16 protein-coding genes are annotated in these 17,452 nt (G+C 38.5%); 3 read left to right on the plus strand and 13 right to left on the minus strand.

The genetic code is table 11. From position 1 onward, the window contains the following. Positions 1-9 precede the first annotated feature (9 nt). Positions 10-1,125: an aminopeptidase gene (locus tag ACFX4G_RS03825; RefSeq protein ID WP_097824688.1), complete on the plus strand. Its 1,116-nt coding sequence runs from the start codon at positions 10-12 to the stop codon at positions 1,123-1,125. Between the two features lie 40 nt (positions 1,126-1,165). Here the strand turns inward: ACFX4G_RS03825 and murC are convergent, their stop codons facing one another. The 8 genes from murC to ACFX4G_RS03865 all read right to left on the minus strand — a co-directional run bounded on the left by murC (position 1,166) and on the right by ACFX4G_RS03865 (position 10,794). After that, the gene (gene murC / locus ACFX4G_RS03830; protein WP_013059499.1) at positions 1,166-2,467 is read right to left on the minus strand and encodes a UDP-N-acetylmuramate--L-alanine ligase; all 1,302 of its coding nucleotides are present in this window, start codon (positions 2,465-2,467) and stop codon (positions 1,166-1,168) included. Positions 2,468-2,652: 185 nt separating this feature from the next. Continuing rightward, positions 2,653-3,306, minus strand: coding sequence for a hypothetical protein (locus ACFX4G_RS03835; RefSeq protein ID WP_043975948.1), 654 nt, complete (start codon positions 3,304-3,306; stop codon positions 2,653-2,655). A gap of 339 nt (positions 3,307-3,645) precedes the next feature. Next, positions 3,646-6,744 carry a DNA translocase FtsK gene (locus ACFX4G_RS03840; protein ID WP_377572881.1) on the minus strand — a complete coding sequence of 1,033 codons (3,099 nt, stop codon included), beginning with the start codon at positions 6,742-6,744 and terminating at the stop codon, positions 3,646-3,648. Between the two features lie 429 nt (positions 6,745-7,173). Further along, positions 7,174-7,779, minus strand: coding sequence for a YtpR family tRNA-binding protein (gene ytpR / locus ACFX4G_RS03845; RefSeq protein WP_377572883.1), 606 nt, complete (start codon positions 7,777-7,779; stop codon positions 7,174-7,176). Between the two features lie 2 nt (positions 7,780-7,781). After that, complete coding sequence (locus tag ACFX4G_RS03850) at positions 7,782-8,594, minus strand: DUF1444 domain-containing protein (RefSeq protein ID WP_014457994.1); 813 nt, start codon at positions 8,592-8,594, stop codon at positions 7,782-7,784. Positions 8,595-8,666: 72 nt separating this feature from the next. Beyond that, entirely contained in the window at positions 8,667-8,984 is a 318-nt protein-coding gene (locus ACFX4G_RS03855; RefSeq protein ID WP_013059504.1) for a thioredoxin family protein, read from the minus strand. Positions 8,985-9,137: 153 nt separating this feature from the next. Continuing rightward, a complete protein-coding gene (locus ACFX4G_RS03860) occupies positions 9,138-9,662 on the minus strand; it encodes a DUF84 family protein (RefSeq protein WP_377572885.1) in 525 nt (174 codons plus the stop codon). 58 nt (positions 9,663-9,720) lie between these two features. Continuing rightward, the gene (locus tag ACFX4G_RS03865) at positions 9,721-10,794 is read right to left on the minus strand and encodes a M42 family metallopeptidase (RefSeq protein WP_097824692.1); all 1,074 of its coding nucleotides are present in this window, start codon (positions 10,792-10,794) and stop codon (positions 9,721-9,723) included. Between the two features lie 152 nt (positions 10,795-10,946). Here ACFX4G_RS03865 and ACFX4G_RS03870 point away from each other — a divergent pair, with 152 nt between their 5' ends. Beyond that, a complete protein-coding gene (locus ACFX4G_RS03870) occupies positions 10,947-11,258 on the plus strand; it encodes a PepSY domain-containing protein (protein WP_025750689.1) in 312 nt (103 codons plus the stop codon). On the opposite strand, the gene ACFX4G_RS03875 is transcribed toward ACFX4G_RS03870, so the two are convergent. Beyond that, a complete protein-coding gene (locus tag ACFX4G_RS03875) occupies positions 11,227-12,084 on the minus strand; it encodes a YtnP family quorum-quenching lactonase (protein ID WP_097824693.1) in 858 nt (285 codons plus the stop codon). The genes ACFX4G_RS03870 and ACFX4G_RS03875 overlap by 32 nt on opposite strands. 75 nt (positions 12,085-12,159) lie before the next feature. Beyond that, positions 12,160-12,810, minus strand: a complete 651-nt coding sequence (gene trmB, locus ACFX4G_RS03880; protein WP_013059509.1) for a tRNA (guanosine(46)-N7)-methyltransferase TrmB — start codon at positions 12,808-12,810, stop codon at positions 12,160-12,162. Positions 12,811-12,937: 127 nt separating this feature from the next. Here trmB and ACFX4G_RS03885 point away from each other — a divergent pair, with 127 nt between their 5' ends. Continuing rightward, positions 12,938-13,216, plus strand: a complete 279-nt coding sequence (locus ACFX4G_RS03885) for a YtzH-like family protein (RefSeq protein ID WP_013059510.1) — start codon at positions 12,938-12,940, stop codon at positions 13,214-13,216. A gap of 6 nt (positions 13,217-13,222) precedes the next feature. Here ACFX4G_RS03885 and ACFX4G_RS03890 read toward each other — a convergent pair whose 3' ends face one another. From ACFX4G_RS03890 to ACFX4G_RS03900, 3 genes are all read right to left on the minus strand, one after another. Continuing rightward, on the minus strand, positions 13,223-14,017 hold the full coding sequence (locus ACFX4G_RS03890; protein ID WP_028410490.1) for a phosphotransferase family protein: 795 nt from the start codon (positions 14,015-14,017) through the stop codon (positions 13,223-13,225). A gap of 191 nt (positions 14,018-14,208) precedes the next feature. Continuing rightward, on the minus strand, positions 14,209-16,350 hold the full coding sequence (pulA, locus tag ACFX4G_RS03895) for a type I pullulanase (RefSeq protein ID WP_377572888.1): 2,142 nt from the start codon (positions 16,348-16,350) through the stop codon (positions 14,209-14,211). 92 nt (positions 16,351-16,442) lie between these two features. Then, a complete protein-coding gene (locus ACFX4G_RS03900; protein ID WP_377572890.1) occupies positions 16,443-17,369 on the minus strand; it encodes a hypothetical protein in 927 nt (308 codons plus the stop codon). Positions 17,370-17,452 lie beyond the last annotated feature (83 nt).

Below are 17,452 nucleotides of genomic sequence, written 5' to 3' on the forward strand. Positions count from 1 at the left end.
GCACTATTTATGAAAGACCCTAGAATTGCGACATTAGCTAAAAATTTAATTAATTATTCTGTTCGCCTTCAAAAAGGAGAAAAAGTATTAATCGAAAACTTTGGACTTCAGCGTGAACTTGTGACAGCACTTGTAGATGAAGCGTACAAGGCGGGTGGTTATCCATTTGTACTGCTAAAAGATCATTCGGTAGACCGCGCTCTTTTAAACGGTGCACGAGAAGAGCAGTTCAATATGATGGCAGACTTCGAAGCAAATGTGATGAAGGAAATGAATGCTTATATTGGCTTGCGTTCTGGCTCAAACATTTTTGAACAATCAGATGTTCCGGCAGATAAAATGAAAATCCAAGGGAATACGATCGGTAAAAAAGTACATAGAGAAATTCGCGTTCCAAAAACAAAATGGGTTGTTCTTCGCTATCCAAACGATTCAATGGCGCAGCTTGCTAAAATGAGTACAGAAGCATTTGAAGATTTTTATTTTGATGTATGTAACTTAGACTATGGCAAAATGAGCAAATCGATGGATGCTTTGGTTGAGCTTATGAACCGTACGGACAAAGTGCGTTTAACAGGTGAGAATACAGACTTAACGTTCTCTATTAAAGATATTCCTGCAGTGAAGTGTGCCGGGGAAATGAATATTCCGGACGGTGAAGTATACACGGCTCCTGTACGTGATTCTGTAAACGGAACAATTTCTTACAACACTCCTTCTAACTATCAAGGCTTTACGTTTGAGAATGTATCCTTAACATTTAAAAACGGTAAGATTGTTGAAGCAACCGCTAATGATACAGAACGCATCAACGGCATTTTTGATACGGATGAAGGCGCACGTTTTGTTGGCGAATTTGCGATTGGCGTAAATCCATATATTCAACATCCAATGCAAGACATCTTATTTGATGAAAAAATTGACGGAAGTTTCCACTTCACTCCTGGCGAGTGCTACGAAGATGCGTATAATGGAAACAAGTCAAATATTCACTGGGATATGGTGATGATTCAGCGCCCAGAATACGGCGGCGGTGAGATTTATTTCGATGACGTGTTAATTCGTAAAGACGGGTTATTTGTCATTGAGGAATTAAAAGCGTTAAATCCTGAAAATTTAAAATGAGTTTTGAAAGAAAAAAGGCACTCTCCTGAGTGCCTTTTTTTTATGATACGGTTTGCTGATATAGTTTTTCAAACTTTTGAATGTCTCCAGCACCCATAAATACTAATACAGCTTCATTATGGTCTTTTAACGATTCAATTGTTTCTTCATTAATTAATTCAGCTCCGCTGATTTTGCTTCGTAAATCTTCAATTGATAATTTACCTTGATGCTCACGAGCTGATCCAAAAATATCACATAGATATACTTTATCAGCGTGCTGTAAGCTTGCTGCAAAGTCCTCTAAGAACGTTTGTGTACGCGTAAAAGTATGCGGTTGGAAAACAGCCACAACTTCACGGTTTGGATACTTTTGACGAGCAGCTGAAATCGTTGCATTAATTTCCGTTGGATGGTGTGCATAATCATCGATTAGCACTTGTTTGCCAACGTTCTTTTCACTGAAACGACGTTTTACACCTTGATATGTTTTAAAACGCTCTTGCAGCACAGCAACGTCAATTTCTTCATAATGACAAAGTGCAATAACAGAAAGTGCATTTAAGATGTTATGGTCGCCATACCCTGGAATTTCAAATGATGCGTGGAATGTATTACGAACGAACACATCAAATGTTGTGCCTGTTGTGCTTTTTACGATATTACGTGCTTGGAAATCATTTTCTTCGCCTAAGCCGTAATAAAGAACAGGTACCTTCGCTTGAATTTGCTGCAGATGTTCATCGTCACCACAGGCAATAATTCCTTTTTTGACTTGAAGTGCCATCTCTTGGAACGCGCTGAATACATCGTCGATATTGGCAAAATAATCAGGGTGATCAAAATCAATATTCGTCATAATTGCATAGTCTGGCGTATAAGATAAGAAGTGGCGGCGATACTCACATGCCTCAAACGCAAAATACTTGCTGTCTTTTACACCTTTACCCGTACCGTCTCCAATTAAATATGAAGTAGGTTCAGCTCCTTGAATCACATGCGCTAACATACCCGTTGTGGATGTTTTTCCGTGTGCTCCTGTTACGGCTACACTCGTATACTGTTTCATAAAGTCACCTAAGAAACGGTGATAGCGTACAAGCTTGACTCCTTCTTTTGAAGCTGCTTCTGCAATTTCTTCATGCGTATCAGGAAAAGCATTTCCTGCGATTACAGTCATGCCGTCTTTAATATTATTTTTATCAAATGGTAAAACAGGAATTCCCTGCTGTTCTAGTGCTTTTTGCGTAAAAATTTCTTTTTCAATATCCGATCCTTGAACTTGAAAGCCCATATCGTTTAGGATTTGCGCAAGCGCACTCATTCCTGTTCCTTTAATACCTACAAAATGGTAAACTGTCATATAAAGAACCTCCAACATTCGTCTATCTGTAAGACAGTATATGACGGTTATCTAGAATTGCTCTTACAAACGTATATAAATGTCGTTTGATTGCTGATTTCACGATAACATCCGTACATTATATCACTTCTTATAACATAACTCCATGACTCCATTTCTACTCTCTTCCCTTGCGAAACGGCCTTTTATTTTGGCTTCATCACATAGTATATAGCCTGCTGTTTTAAAAACGAGCGCCATGTCATTGCATTTTTTTTGTCATTATATTGCGTTACTAACTGTTCAATGCGTTGTTTATGTCCTAAAAAGAAAGAGTCAATTAACACGTCATATCCGATTGATTTTATTTTTCGAATCCAAATTACTTGTTGTTCCTCTAAATTTGCAAATCTTCCTCTTACATCTTTGATGATAACCTGCTCATTTGTCAATGGGGTATATCCTTTTAAGAAAAACGAATTAGGTACTTTAGACACAATAATTGGCTCTAGTACACTCGTCAAAAAAAAGGCTCCTTGAATCAAAAACGACTCTGTTTTCTGCTTTGCCTGATCAGCTAAAAAAAGCTGCAGCAGGGTTTTCCCCTGAATGGTTACATATTCAAATGCAAACCACTGAAAAAATAATTGTTCATGGGAATCAGACAGAGGCGCCTCATGAGGCAAGTTTACTAACTCTTTAAATAAATGTGAAGCCCGCACTTTTTCTCGTATATTCGTATAGCGGTTCACAAAAAAGAAATATTGATTGTAAAAGTCGCAAATAGCATTATCAGACTGAAGCTGCTTTTGTTCACGAATTTCATTAAAGTTAATCAGTTCATGATTTTCTTCTCTCATTACTCTTCACTCGTACTCTAATTATTTTAGTTTGTCCTCTTTATACGCCTTCAGCTCATATGTTTCTGCTGGTGAGAAATGATAGCAAACTATCACATGCTAAAAAAGCAACACACACATTATCCTTACATATAGTAAATCATTTTACTAGTTCTGACAAACCTTTTCCTTTTTTTCTTCATGGATTTCTTCCAAAATCTCTACTCAAATTCTGTATAAACGAACTTAAAGCAGGAAAAAAAGAGGCGACGGATACAGAGACAGAGCGTTAGCTCACACAATGCTGTATCCTGCTGATCTTGCATAGCCTCTTTTTTAACCTACATGTAGAAAAACAGCTTAAAATGTAGAAGTGGCTGTTTGACTTTCCATTTCCTGAAGCTCGTTTTCGGTAATGAGCACATCTCTCGGCTTGCTTCCTCTTGCTTCTGAAATAATGCCTTGCTGTTCCATCATATCAATGAGGCGCGCAGCGCGATTGTACCCCATTCTGAAGCGTCTTTGCAGACTGGAAGTAGATGCACCGCCTTGGTCTAGCACAAACTCGCATGCTTCATAGAAAAGCTCATCTTCTTCATTTGAAGCAAAGCTTTGCTGCTTTTTCAACAAATCTTCTTGATCAAATAGGTATGTTGGCTTCATTTGCTTTTTGACATGATCTACAACGCGGTCAATTTCTTCATCTGAAACAAAGTTCCCTTGAATTCGAACGCTTTTAGAAGAGCCGTTTTCAAGAAGCAGCATATCACCTTTACCTAGTAGCTTCTCTGCTCCCCCTGTGTCGATAATTGTACGTGAATCAACTTGCGAAGAAACAGAAAATGCAATACGCGTTGGCACATTCGCTTTAATTAAGCCTGTAATCACATCTACGGAAGGACGCTGAGTTGCAAGCAATAAGTGAATGCCACATGCTCTTGCCTTTTGTGCAATACGGCAAATAGCTTCCTCTACTTCCCCAGGAGATACCATCATTAAGTCGGCAAGTTCATCAATAATAATAACTAGATATGGGAGCTCCCCGCTTTTTTCATTATGTTCTTTTACACGTTCGTTGTATTTTGTAATATCACGTACGCCCGCATGTGCAAACAATTCATAACGGCGCTCCATTTCCTCTACTGCCCATTTTAAAGCTGTAGTAGCTGCTTTAGCATCCGTGATAACCGGGCTGACTAAATGCGGAATACCGTTGTAAGGAGCTAGCTCAACCATTTTAGGGTCAATTAACATAAGCTTGACTTCGTGCGGCGCAGCTTTATAAAGCAAGCTGACGATAATAGTATTAATACACACGCTTTTACCAGACCCTGTCGCTCCGGCAATCAAACCATGAGGCATTTTATTCAAGTCAGTCACAACCGGCGTTCCTGAAATATCTAACCCTAAAGCCACCGTTAAAGGAGAGTTATCTTTTCTAAAAGAAGGATGCCTCAAAATTTCACGAATTAACACCGGCTTACTTTGACGATTTGGCACTTCAATTCCAATCGTATTTTTCCCTGGAATTGGCGCTTCAATTCGGATATCACGCGCGGCTAGGCTCAGTTTAATATCATCTGTTAAATTCGTAATTTTGTTCACTTTCACACCGGGTTCAGGATGTACTTCAAATCTGGTCACGGTAGGACCTTGTGTGACGTTTACGACCTTAGCTCGAACGTTAAAGTTTTTTAATGTCATATCCAAAAGCTCACGCTGCTCATCCGCCCATTGATTATCTTCTTCAATAGCAGCTGGAGGAATGTTAAGCAAGTTCATTCCAGGAAATGCATAAGGAGAAGAAGCCTTTACATTTACAGGTTCTTCAGCTTTTAACGAAGCCTGCGGAATTGCTTCTTTGGTTTTTTCACCGTGAACTTCTTCTTGCCTACTTACTTCCGTTTTTTTTTGCAGAGCTTCTGTCTCCTGCCTTTGGTATGAACCTTGAGACGGCTGACTTTTTTCTCGATCGCTGTTATTCATCTTTGTGCGGTCTTTTTTCAGCATCATCACGTTAAAAGGTACTAATCGCTTACCGCGACCTCGTTCAGCATTTCCTGGCTGTTCTGCAGGTACAAGAGGTTCTACAGCTGACTCTTGCTGTACTTGTTCTTGTAACTCTTGACTTTCCTGCATACTGCTTTCTTCCTCTTTTATCACCGAATTTTCAAGCTCTTGGTGAACAACAGCCGATGCCGCTTCTGGTTGCCATTCATCAGCTGCGGGTTGCGATGAATTTAAACTTTCAGAATTCAGCTCATGTTCTGCTTCCATATGAACACTGTTTGCAGGCTCTTCTAGAATGAAGTCACTTTCTTTCTCAGCAGCTGGAGCTTCTTCTTTCTTTCTAGGCTTTAGTGCTTCTACTTCTTCTGCTGCTTGTAAAAACACTTCGCTTCCGTCCATCAACGTTTCCACTTCTTCAGTCTCATTTCCTATCTCTTGTTGGAGAGAAACTGATGGTTCAGACGGGCGCGTTTCCTCTAAAGTTGGAACTTCTTCGGGCGCTGTCATACCTTTCGCTAAATCCCAGTCAAGAGTGCTCTCTTGTCCCACTAACGGTTCGACCGCGTGTGATTCTTCAAAAGTTGGCACCTCTTCCTGTTCTTTTACGGCTACTGAAGAACTTGGCTTTTCTTCAGGAAATGATAGCTTCTCTTTTTGATTTTCCTCATATTGCTTCCACTGAGCAAAACGCTGAGAAGACAGTTGCATCATTTCTTCTGTTTCTTGAATCGGTGCTTCTTCGGCTATAGGCTTAGAAACTGGTTTTCTTAACGGCTCTACAACAGCTGTATTCATCGCTCGTCGGTAAATTTCATCTTCAAACGCCGCTTTTGATAACTGTGTACTCGGAAGCTCATATTCTACTACTTCCTCACTTCCGTTTTGTACAACATTAGAAGGCCGCTTATTAAACCCGTAGACAGGTGAAGGAATTTCAGTCGGACGAAACGGACGTTTTCTTACTTGCGGAACCGCTTCTTTCTTTTCAGATACCGTTTTTAACGGCTGAGATACTGACTTAGGCTGCATTAGCGCCGACTTGCGAACAGGCTCTTGATAAAACGGAGCCGGTGCCTTTTTTGTTACAGGCCTTGGTTCATTTTTAGGCGCTGCTGCCTTTTTTGCTTCTCCCGTATCATCAATTAAAGGAAAACGAAACGTTCCTTTTGGATATTGATAAGCTACTTTTGTATGAACATCTTGCTGTTCTTCAGTGTAACTCCGCTTTTGCGTTCTGGCCGAGTGTGGAACAGAAGGTTTTGGCGCTGCTTTCATCACTGGCTTTTGATGAACTGACTGCATTTGTTTAGGCTTAGGAGCCTTCTTTTTAGGAATTGTTTTTTCTCTATTTAAAGGGTATTCTTCCGTTGTATTTCCATGTTCGTCTACAACAATTTCTTTCACTTCGTATCCTAGTAAATAATCCATTACTTTTCGTACAAAACCCATTTTTATCACTCTTTCTATCAGACTATCTTACTTCGTTTAGCCTCTTATACCGCAGTGCTGCGATATCTACAAAAAGCTATCCATGCATCCTTTATTTACCTTTGGCCTCAAAGTATTCTCTGAGATGGATATATATACTATCTTTTCATTTATCATTCTATCACGTATGCTTGAACTCTTACTATAAAATCTACTATTTTGCTTCCCTTATTTATACAGTAAAATTCCTCTTTGCAAAAATATTTTTTTGCGCCTAGTTAGCACTCATAATCAAACGCGAAAAAAGCCACTAGTATATACTAGTGGCTTTTAATTTTATCAAACCTTTTTAAGAATTGACAATTGCTTTTCAGCAACTGTAACGCTTTGAAATATACGTGTAAAAAAACATCATGCTTTTGCCCTATAAATCAGTATCGCACTCTGCTTTTATGCTTGAAAAGGTTGACCTACTTCATATTTGTCTTCAAGTACTAGAATTCCTTTTTCTTGAGGAGCGTTCGGAAGCGCCAGCTCTTTAGCAGAGCAAATCATACCTGAAGAAGGCACACCGCGCAGCTCTGCATCTTTAATGATCATGCCACTTGGCATAACCGCTCCTACTTTTGCTACCACGACTTTTTGACCTGCGTCTACATTTGGTGCTCCACACACAATTTGAAGTGTTTCTGTGCCAACATCTACTTTACAGATGTTCAGCTTATCTGCATTTGGATGCTTTTCTTTTTCTTGAACGTATCCCACTACAAATTTAGGAGATAAATCCACTTCAAGTTTACCTTCAAAACCGCTTTCGCTAAGTACACGATTTACTTCTCCCACCATTTCTTCTGTTAATTCAAGAGAACCATTTCCCTCTACTTTTAACTTAGAAGAAGCATGAAAGATGTTATAGCCAGCTGTTGTATTTGATTTTTGATCAAAGATACGCACAACGTCGCCTTTTGTTTCAAACGTGCGATTTTCAATTGCGATATCTTCTAGCTTGACGATTAATGTATCGCCGATACCTTCTTTATTATAAAAAAGATTCATAATTAGTCCCGTCCTTTACTGCGATTTTTTCCTAGAATAAAAATAGGTTCTAGCTCACCGTTTTCGTATAAAAATGAAAGAGCTGTGATGGGTACACGTCCACTTGCAAAAAAGCTCATGGTCATTTGCGCAAGAATATCATAACCCGTTTCGTTTTGAATATCAGCTAGAATCAGCACATCTTGATGAGGTACTGCTACAGCCATTGTGCCCGAAACACTAGAAGCAAAATCTTGCAAAAATGCCTCGTTAAGAATTCGACTTGCATCGTATCCATCGTTCTGATTTACAAAATAAAAGTCATTGCCTGCTACCGTATCTTTTTTATGTGAAATCGGCAAAGAGCGAAGATTAAATTTAGCCATTTCCCGCACTGCGGATAGATCTAAATTTTCCTTGCGAATTAGTTTCTCATCTAATAGACGATATGTATTGCCTAAATCAAGCGCATAATAAATGCGTGTTTCAGCTGTATGTTCATCATAAATCAACGGCACGTCTTCATTCGATTTATCTGGAAAAGACGTTGAGCGAATAACTGGATAAATGCGCTTTTCTTTTCCCGTTACCTGCTGTTCATCGTTCATAACACGAAGAGCTTCTTTTATATAATATACCATTTCATCTAGAGCCGCTTCCTTTTTTTCTTCCCATTTTGCAATTAGCCCAGGTAAAGAAATGGTTACACCTTTTTTCGTTTCCTGATGTTCAACGCGCAACGTATCTTTTTCACGATCAAATAAAAATGACCAATCTGCACCCGTTAATCGCTCTTCTAGTAGTTTTCTCATCTTTTGACTATTCATTTTCGCCATATTTACGCCTCCTTTTCTCATTTTTATGTATGAAGACTGATAGCTGTAAATCGCTATCAGTCTTCACTTGATTTATGCATTTAAGCCGTTAATAAACTCTTCAATTTCTTCTTTTGTTTTACGGTCTTTGCTGACAAAACGCCCTGTTTCTTCTCCGTTGCTGTAACCAACAAAGCTTGGAATTCCAAAGATGCTTAATTCTGCACAAAGATCGATAAAGTCATCGCGGTCGACATAGTGAAATGTATACTCACTATGATTCGCCTCAATTTCTGGAAGCACAGGCTCGATTACTCGGCAATCTGGGCACCAGTCTGCTGAAAACATCATGATATGCTTTCCTTCTTTAATGATTTCTTTGTATTGTTCAATTGTTTGCATTTTTTCCATTTTTCTTTCCTCCACTTTTTCTTTTACTTTCGTATTTAAACGGCTAAAGCCCTATACATTATTTAATCCTTCTACATCAAAACATAGTATATGAGTTGTTGCAACTATCATACACTGATGCTTTTCTATTATAAAGGGTTACAAAGAAATTTCCTATTGAACAGCTTGATTTGTCCTAAAATCAAGCTGTCCTTTTAGCATTAAAACAACCTGATAAAACATAGCGGTCCGATCTAAATTTCCATTGGTGAAAATACCGATTGCTCCTTCTTTTTTTCGGATATTCTTTTGGTTTGTATACACTTCCATAGCTTCGGCTAATTCTTTTTTATCATGACGAAGCATACCGGCTACCGCTTCAGGAAGCCGAATACGAGCCCCTCCACCTAAAATCGGTTCAAGGTCCTTAGAGGTAACAAGGCTTCCCCAATTGCAAAGGAATAAGCCATGAGGCGTTTCCTGCACCCCTCCTTCAAGCCCAATACCAATATCAGCACCTGTCTCTTTCACAGCAGCACGCGCGCGATTAACCGCTCCTTGGATGGTTTCTTCGTCAGAAAAAGGCTGTGGCGACACCCCGGACTGCACGGCTACCTCTACATATGTAAAATTATCTCCAAATACTTTTTTTACTGCATTTACTTTTGTTGGATTTTTCGTTCCGATTGCAATTTTCATTTTTTTCTCCTGTCATTATGAAACAAAGCAACCGCAAAAGCAGCTGCTTTGTTCTTTTTTATCCGTTTTGCTTAATCGTATCGAGCGTTGTTTGGTCTGTAGAACGTACAAGTTTGACTAGTAATTCTTTTGCAGCTGCATAGTCATCTACATGAATCATAGAAGCATGAGTATGAATATAACGTGAACATACGCCGATGACCGCAGAAGGAACTCCATTATTAGAAGTATGAACGCGCCCTGCATCCGTACCTCCTGGAGAAACAAAGTATTGATAAGGGATGCTGTTTGTCTCAGCTGTATCTAAAATAAATTCTCTCATTCCTCTATGTGTGACCATCGTACGGTCAAAGATACGAAGTAATACGCCTTTTCCTAATTGTCCAAATGCATTTTTATCGCCTGATGTATCGTTAGCTGGACTAGCATCTAGTGCATAAAACAAATCCGGTTTAATCATATTCGCAGCTGATTGAGCACCGCGAAGTCCTACTTCTTCTTGCACAGTAGCTCCAGAATATAAGATATTTGGCAATTTTTCATTTTTTACTTCTTTTAATAATTCAATCGCAAGTCCGCACCCATAGCGGTTATCCCATGCTTTCGCCAGTATTTTCTTTTCATTTGCCATTGGCGTAAACGGACAAATCGGTACAATTTGGTCGCCAGGACGAATGCCCATTTCTGCTACTTCCTGCTTACTATCTGCGCCCACATCAATCATCATATTTTTAATGGCCATTGGCTTGTTGCGCTGTGATTCGTCTAATAAATGAGGAGGGATAGAAGCAATTACGCCGGTGATAGGACCTTTTTGTGTAACAACATGGACGCGTTGAGCTAGCAGTACTTGACTCCACCATCCTCCTAGAGTTTGAAAACGAAGCATTCCTTTATCTGTTACAGACGTAACCATAAATCCTACTTCGTCCATATGTCCCGCTACCATTACTTTAGGACCTTTTTCTTCATTATAGCGAACGCCGAATAAACTTCCTAACCCATCTTGAATGACTTCATCTACAAGGGGTTCAATTTGCGAGCGCATAAATGAACGTACTTGATGTTCGTTTCCAGCGGCACCTGGTAACTCCGTTAATGTTTTAAATAGAGATAGCGTTTCATTGTTCATATATACTCTCCTTTATGTATCATTTTCTTTATTGTATCGAAAACCGGAAATAGTTGCTAGTTCCGTCCTTCTCTTCTATAACTCAACTTAACAAAGCATTCGACAATTTGATATAATGATGAAAACATATCCTTAAAAAGCAGGTGAATAATGTGAAATGGACTCAACTAATAGCAGGAGCTGCAGTCGGATTTGCAAGCGCTTATATTCTTCAAAAAAGAAAGTCGTCAATTTCCTCATCGGAAGCCCTTACGATTGTTAAAAGCGCTTTTAAACAAAATGGGGCAATCGATGGCTCATGGATTGAAACAACGACTAAAGTCATTCAAAAACATGGTCTCTCTTTTTATGGTTATACAGGTGGAATTATCAGAACACGTGATGCAAAACAGGAACATTACGAGTTTTTCATTGATAAAAAAAGCGGTTCTATTATTGAATTGACGCTGAATGCACCCGTTTAATTTCGTCAACTATTTCTCCTTTGTTATCCCATTTTACAGCTCGATAAAAAGCATCATGATAAAAACTTAGCCAAGCTTGATTCTCATAGGCATAAGCTAGCCACTGCTGCTTTTGTTCAATCGAAGTCATTGGATAATCATCATATGCCATTACCCATAAGACATTTTGATGTGCATGTGTTGGCAAAAGATCGCCCATGTGCACTAAGATGTCATTGTTTCCTTTTAATACAACTACAGCATGACCATCGCTGTGACCGCCGGTATGATGAACCGTTACTCCAGGCACAATTTCATCTTTATCGCTAAATGTTGTTACTTGATGCTGAATAAATTCCCAATTTTGTTTCCAATACGTATTTTTAGAACGTATATTAGGATTTCTCATTTCATTCCACTCGATCTCACTAACAAAGACTTCTGCATTTGGAAAAGCAGAGGAAAAATGTCCGTTGCTGCATTTTGTTAAGCCTGACACATGATCAAAGTGAAGATGCGTCATAATGACATGAGTAATATCTTCGCACGTAAACCCTAACTTTTGTAAATCTTCAGCAATAAATGATTCTTCTGTTACACCAAAATGACGCTTTTTTTTCTCATCCAACATACCATTCCCTATACCCCCATCAATTAACATGAGGTGTTTTTCAGTTTGAACGAGCAAAGGATCAGTCCTCATTGGAATTCGATTTCCTTCTGAGATAGGATATTTTTTTGTCCAAAGCTCTTTTGGAACAACACCAAACATTGCTCCTCCGTCTAAATGATTATTCCCTCCACGAAGCCATGTCACTTTTAATTCGCCTATTGTTAACGTTTCCATTTTACACCTCCATTATATTCCTTTTTATTTTATCACTATCTCCTTCTCTTTTTGAACAAAAAAAGACTGAGGAACTCAGTCTTTTTCGTTCAGGTATTTTACTTCACAGCGGTAAATACGGCTGCCTTTTTGTGAAAATTTCTCTTCATATTCCGTCATAACATTGCCTTCAAAATCGCTTTTATGCAAATCTAAGCTAATGTATTTGAGAAGAAGCCCATATTCTGAAAAGCTTGTCAATGAATATTCAAATAGACCTTGATTATCTGTTTTAAAGTGAATTTCTCCACCATCAACCAGCAGGTTTTCGTACATGCTTAAGAACGTTTTGTATGTTAAACGGCGTTTGGCATGTCTCTTTTTTGGCCATGGATCAGAGAAATTGAGATAAACGCGATCCACGTCATTTTTTGCAAAAAACTCACTAAGGTGGTTAGCATCTACATTCAACAGCTTTAAATTTGGAAGCTCTTCTTCAATCAATCGTTCTAGAGCACTTAAGATGACACTTTCATACATTTCAATTCCAATATAGTTGATATGCGGATTTTGTTTAGCCATCCCTACTAAAAATTGGCCTTTTCCTGTTCCTACTTCAATATGAAGAGGATTTTCGTTTCCAAAAACCTCTTTCCAGTTCCCTTTATACTCTGCTGGGTTTGGAACCACGTATTGGGGATTTTCAGCAATTTTATCTTTTGCCCAAGGTTTGTTTCGTAATCTCATGTTGCACCTCTTTAATGTATTTTGACGCATTGAAAATGTCGGTTATTCGAAACAACCGACATTCTCATGCATAATTGTGTTTAGATAGAAAAAAATAAGAGCATCATACAGGAAAGGATGATGCTTAATGCCTTTAAATGCCGAACACCAAATGAATATATTAAAAGATATTTTATCTAATCATCAAAGTGATTGCTGCGGAACGGTTGCGGAATGTGAACAGGTTGAACGTTTAATTCAATCAATGTTAGCAAAAGGATACGCTAGCACAGACGTACAAGCAACACTACAAAACGTGTATAAATACACGCAAGATGCAAAAAGTGCTGCTCATTTAGACGAACATATTCAAACCAATCAACAAAATTTATCACAATGGGTCCAAGAACTATCTACCTTGTCATAATCTTTGCTACTGTGCTTGAATGTCGTTGACGAGCAACATCCGAAGATATTCAAGCCAGTAGTTCATTTCAGAATGTTCATTTTTCGAACGATGCCATTCAATGAATAAAATGGTTTGACTTATCACATACCACTTCATTCTCTTTTTCAAGTTCTCGGTTAGTTCAACTCCATAATGCTCAAGCCATTCTTCCCACTGAGATGGATTGATGTACCAATAAAGCAATAAACCTAAATCAATAGCAGGATCTGCAATCATCGCTCCGTCCCAGTCGATTAAATATAGCTGCGTATTCTCTCCAAGCATCCAGTTATTGTGGTTCACATCACAGTGACACACAACATATTTATCTGTCTGAACGGACGGAAGCTCTGCTTGTAAATAACTGATTCCCTGCTCTACAATACTTTCTTTTTGAAGTCGCTCGTCCACATTCTCTACAATATCGGCTAGCACGTCTTCGGGAAGAAGCGGTGTTTTCCCCAACCTTTTCAACATATCTAATAACTCGTTTGAATGATGAATTTTACTAAGCAATTCTGTCACTCGACTCGAATTCATATCTTTTGGTTTTAATTCTCGACCATCTAGCCAGTGCTGAGCTGTGATCACATCTCCATTTTCCATTCGTCTTGTCCACACGAGCTTCGGTACGATTCCTTCAGCTGACAATACTGCTAAAAAAGGTGATGAATTACGCTTTAAAAAAAGCTTTCGGTCTTGAAATTTTGCAAAATAAGCTTCTCCTGTCGCTCCGCCAGCAGGAGTAATTTCCCATTCGCTTCCTAATATATCTTCCAACCAATTCACCTTCAATTTCAACACACACATTTCGTTTAAAAATTTCACTCAATAAAGCAATCTATTAAGACATCATGACGTTATTTTCTTAGTAAATAAAAAAGACGGCTATTGAGGATATGTATCAATAGCCATCCTTTATAAATATTATCTCCATCATACTTTTTTCGTCAAGTGGTTGAAGACAATAATTACGTTTGAAATAAAATAAGAACGCTAAGCTTTGAAACGTTTATAGCATTATCCTCTATAGTAGGATACCCATTTTTATATACTTTACAATGATCAAGTGCTATTTTCCATGGTCCTTCTGGCAAAACTACTTTTTCTTCCATTAGGCCTTGATTAAAAAACACAATAATATTCTTCCACGGACCGTAAGCCAATACGTTTGATAAGCAATAGCCAATAACGGATTGCGGCGTATTTAGGAAAGAAACATGCTGCCTAATCGCTGAAGCATCTCCCAAGCGAAATGCACCGTGCTGTTTGCGAATACGAATCAGCTCTTGAACCCAATTCACATCAGGAGAAAATTTGATCCGTCGATTCCAATCAAGTGCATTAATATCATCGGGTGAATTATAGCTGTTCTCTACGCCTTGTTTAGTGCGGTAAAACTCTTGACCACTATGAAGAAACGGTATGCCTTGCGAAAGAAGTACAATAGCAGTAGCAAGGCGGTGACGACTTCTACGAATGTCTTCATCTTCTTCTCCATTTGAATTCGTTAACTTATCCCACAGCGTATGATTATCATGTGATTCAACGTAATTAACTGATTGTGCTGGATTTATAAATAAAGCCCGGCTGTCTTCTTTATCCAGAATGCTCCCCGCTATCACAGATTGCACGGTCTCTTTTTGATAAATATTTCCGCTGATAAAACCTTTTTCATATACATCAAACGTGCTTCCTTTTACAGAATCTCGAAAGCGATCATTAAAATAGCCGATTTGAGGCGTTTGGCGGGCATTCGCCATAATTGCTTTTTGATTATAGGGGAGAGGAGTATTTAAATCCCAGCCTTCGCCAAACACCAAAATAGTAGAATCAATTTCATTTATTTTGTCCCGAATGATGTTCATCGTTTCTATATCTAAAATCCCCATGAGGTCAAAGCGAAGCCCATCAACGTCGTACTCTTTTATCCAAAACAATACTGAATCGATAATAAACTTTTGCGCCATTTTCCGTTCAGAAGCAAAATCATTTCCTACTCCCGTCCCGTTCGAAGGCATCCCAAACTCATCATGTCGAAAATAATAGCCCGGAACAATTTTTTCAAAAGGTGATTCCTCTCGTACAAATACGTGATTATAAACTACATCTATAATAACACGGAATCCCTGTTGATGAAGTGTTGATATTAATTGTTTCACTTCAGCAATACGAGTGGCAGGATTTGAAGGGTCAGCGGAGTAGCTTCCTTCTGGTACATTAAACAACAATGGATTATACCCCCAATTATAAGAAGCATGAGGGTTTAATTCATCTACTCCGCCAAAATCGTTAATAGGAAGAAATTCAAGGTGGGTCACTCCTAGCTCTTTTAAATAATGAAGACCTGTTGTTTTGCCTGGCTGCCCGCTTGATTCAGTAACAGCTAGGTACGTGCCCTTTTTTTCTATCCCGCTTGAAGGATGAATAGAAAAGTCGCGAACGTGCATTTCGTAAATAACGGCATCCGTTGGCTGAAGGAAAGGTGGCTTTTCATGGGGATGAACATAGGCTGTATGAAGATTTATCAGAACTCCGTATTCACTATTTGCTGTAGCTGCAACGGTATAAGGATCCACCGCTTCATTTGTCCGGCCGTTTACATCTATTAAAAATCGATAATAATACCCTTCTTTATCTAAGGGAAGTTTCTTTTCCCATACGCCTTTTCTTTGACGAGCCATGACGTACAGTTCTTCTTTGCCGCTGTTTGCATGTATTAATTTTAAAATCACTGCTGATGCAGTCGGGGCCCAAATTTTTATCATAATATGATCTGAATAAAAGGCTGCACCCAAATCATTTTGATTATAATAAAATCTCTCATCAAACTCTTTGGTTCGTATAACGGCCCCTACCTGCAGCGGAACTTTCTCTCCGTAATTATCACAGATAACGTACGACTGTCCAATTTCTATGCTACCTTCAACCTTGCCTTCATATTTGATAAAACCTTCTAATTCATGTACGTTTTCAATAGAGATGATCTCATGCATTTGTGTACTTTTAATCACAAAAAAATCAATTTGACCTTCATGATAAGAAGTTGGAACTAAAAGAGTAATACGATCTATTTGATCTAAATAAGCTTGAAACTTATTATCACCAGTCATCCTTTTCTCCTCCTTATGCCAATTACCTCTTTAGTAGCATTATATGTAGTAAACGCAAAAACGAAAGCACTTTCATAGCGTGAATGTTCGTATTATTCACCTGCTTCGAATTCCCGGTCAAAATAAATACTCTGGCTGTGTTCGAGCAATACTTGAGCTGCTTTCATCTGCTTAAACTTTAAAGGTGCTTTAGATTTCCTAAGTTCACAAAACCATTCTTCATACTTTCTAGCATCTACAAATTCAACCTGATAAGGCTTCGCAGCGTAATCAATGTATCCATTTCTGCTCAGTAATATTTTCTTTACGTTATGTTCAATATCGTGAGTACGATAGATGCTTCGGACAATTTGCTCCGTTCGATTTAACCCAATTAAAGGATTTAATATCTTTTTTTGATCTCTTCCTCTTAACTCTGTCCAAAAATTTTCTTTTGAATACTGAAAAACAGCACTTTTATATGTTTCTATTAAACAAATACAGAGGGTTTCCGTTGGAGTAACAATAATGATATCTCCTTCTACCGGAGCTTTATTAATCAGGAAAACAGGCTTGTACATCACGAGACATGTATCAGGAAAGCGCTGAATAAAATAACGGAGAGCTTCATCATGGTAATATTTACGATCTGCTTGTGAGAACTCAAATAAAGTGGATGTAGCCCATTTCATTTGAAGATCAAATACATTTTCTAAAAACAATATTTTCAAGTCTTCCGCTGTTTGTGGAAGAGTTGTAAACCTCAATAGCTCTTGATTTTCCACGCTATCGCTAGAGAACGCTTCTTCCACTTCACACGTTTCTTTTTTTCTTGTAAACCGCTCTTTTGCTTTTTGCAAAAATGAACGTTGAGCTTTTGTTTCTTCTTGTACAGGCGGCTCATGTAATAGCCCTTCTTCAAATAATTGCTTTGCTTTCTTCCAATTATGCTTTTTTAAGTGATTAAACTGAGACGTGTAGTGATAAACGTCTTTTTCATAACGGGAAATATAATCTTGCACCTTAAGTAGCTGCGCCACGTTTACATCAATCCCCTAATTAAAATTCCTCTAAAACTTTGTTCGCCGATGATTTCTCTATTATCATCGGCGTTTTCTTTCCT

Source organism: Priestia sp. YIM B13486 (assembly GCF_042787865.1).
Classification (GTDB): Bacteria; Bacillota; Bacilli; order Bacillales; family Bacillaceae_H; genus Priestia; species Priestia megaterium.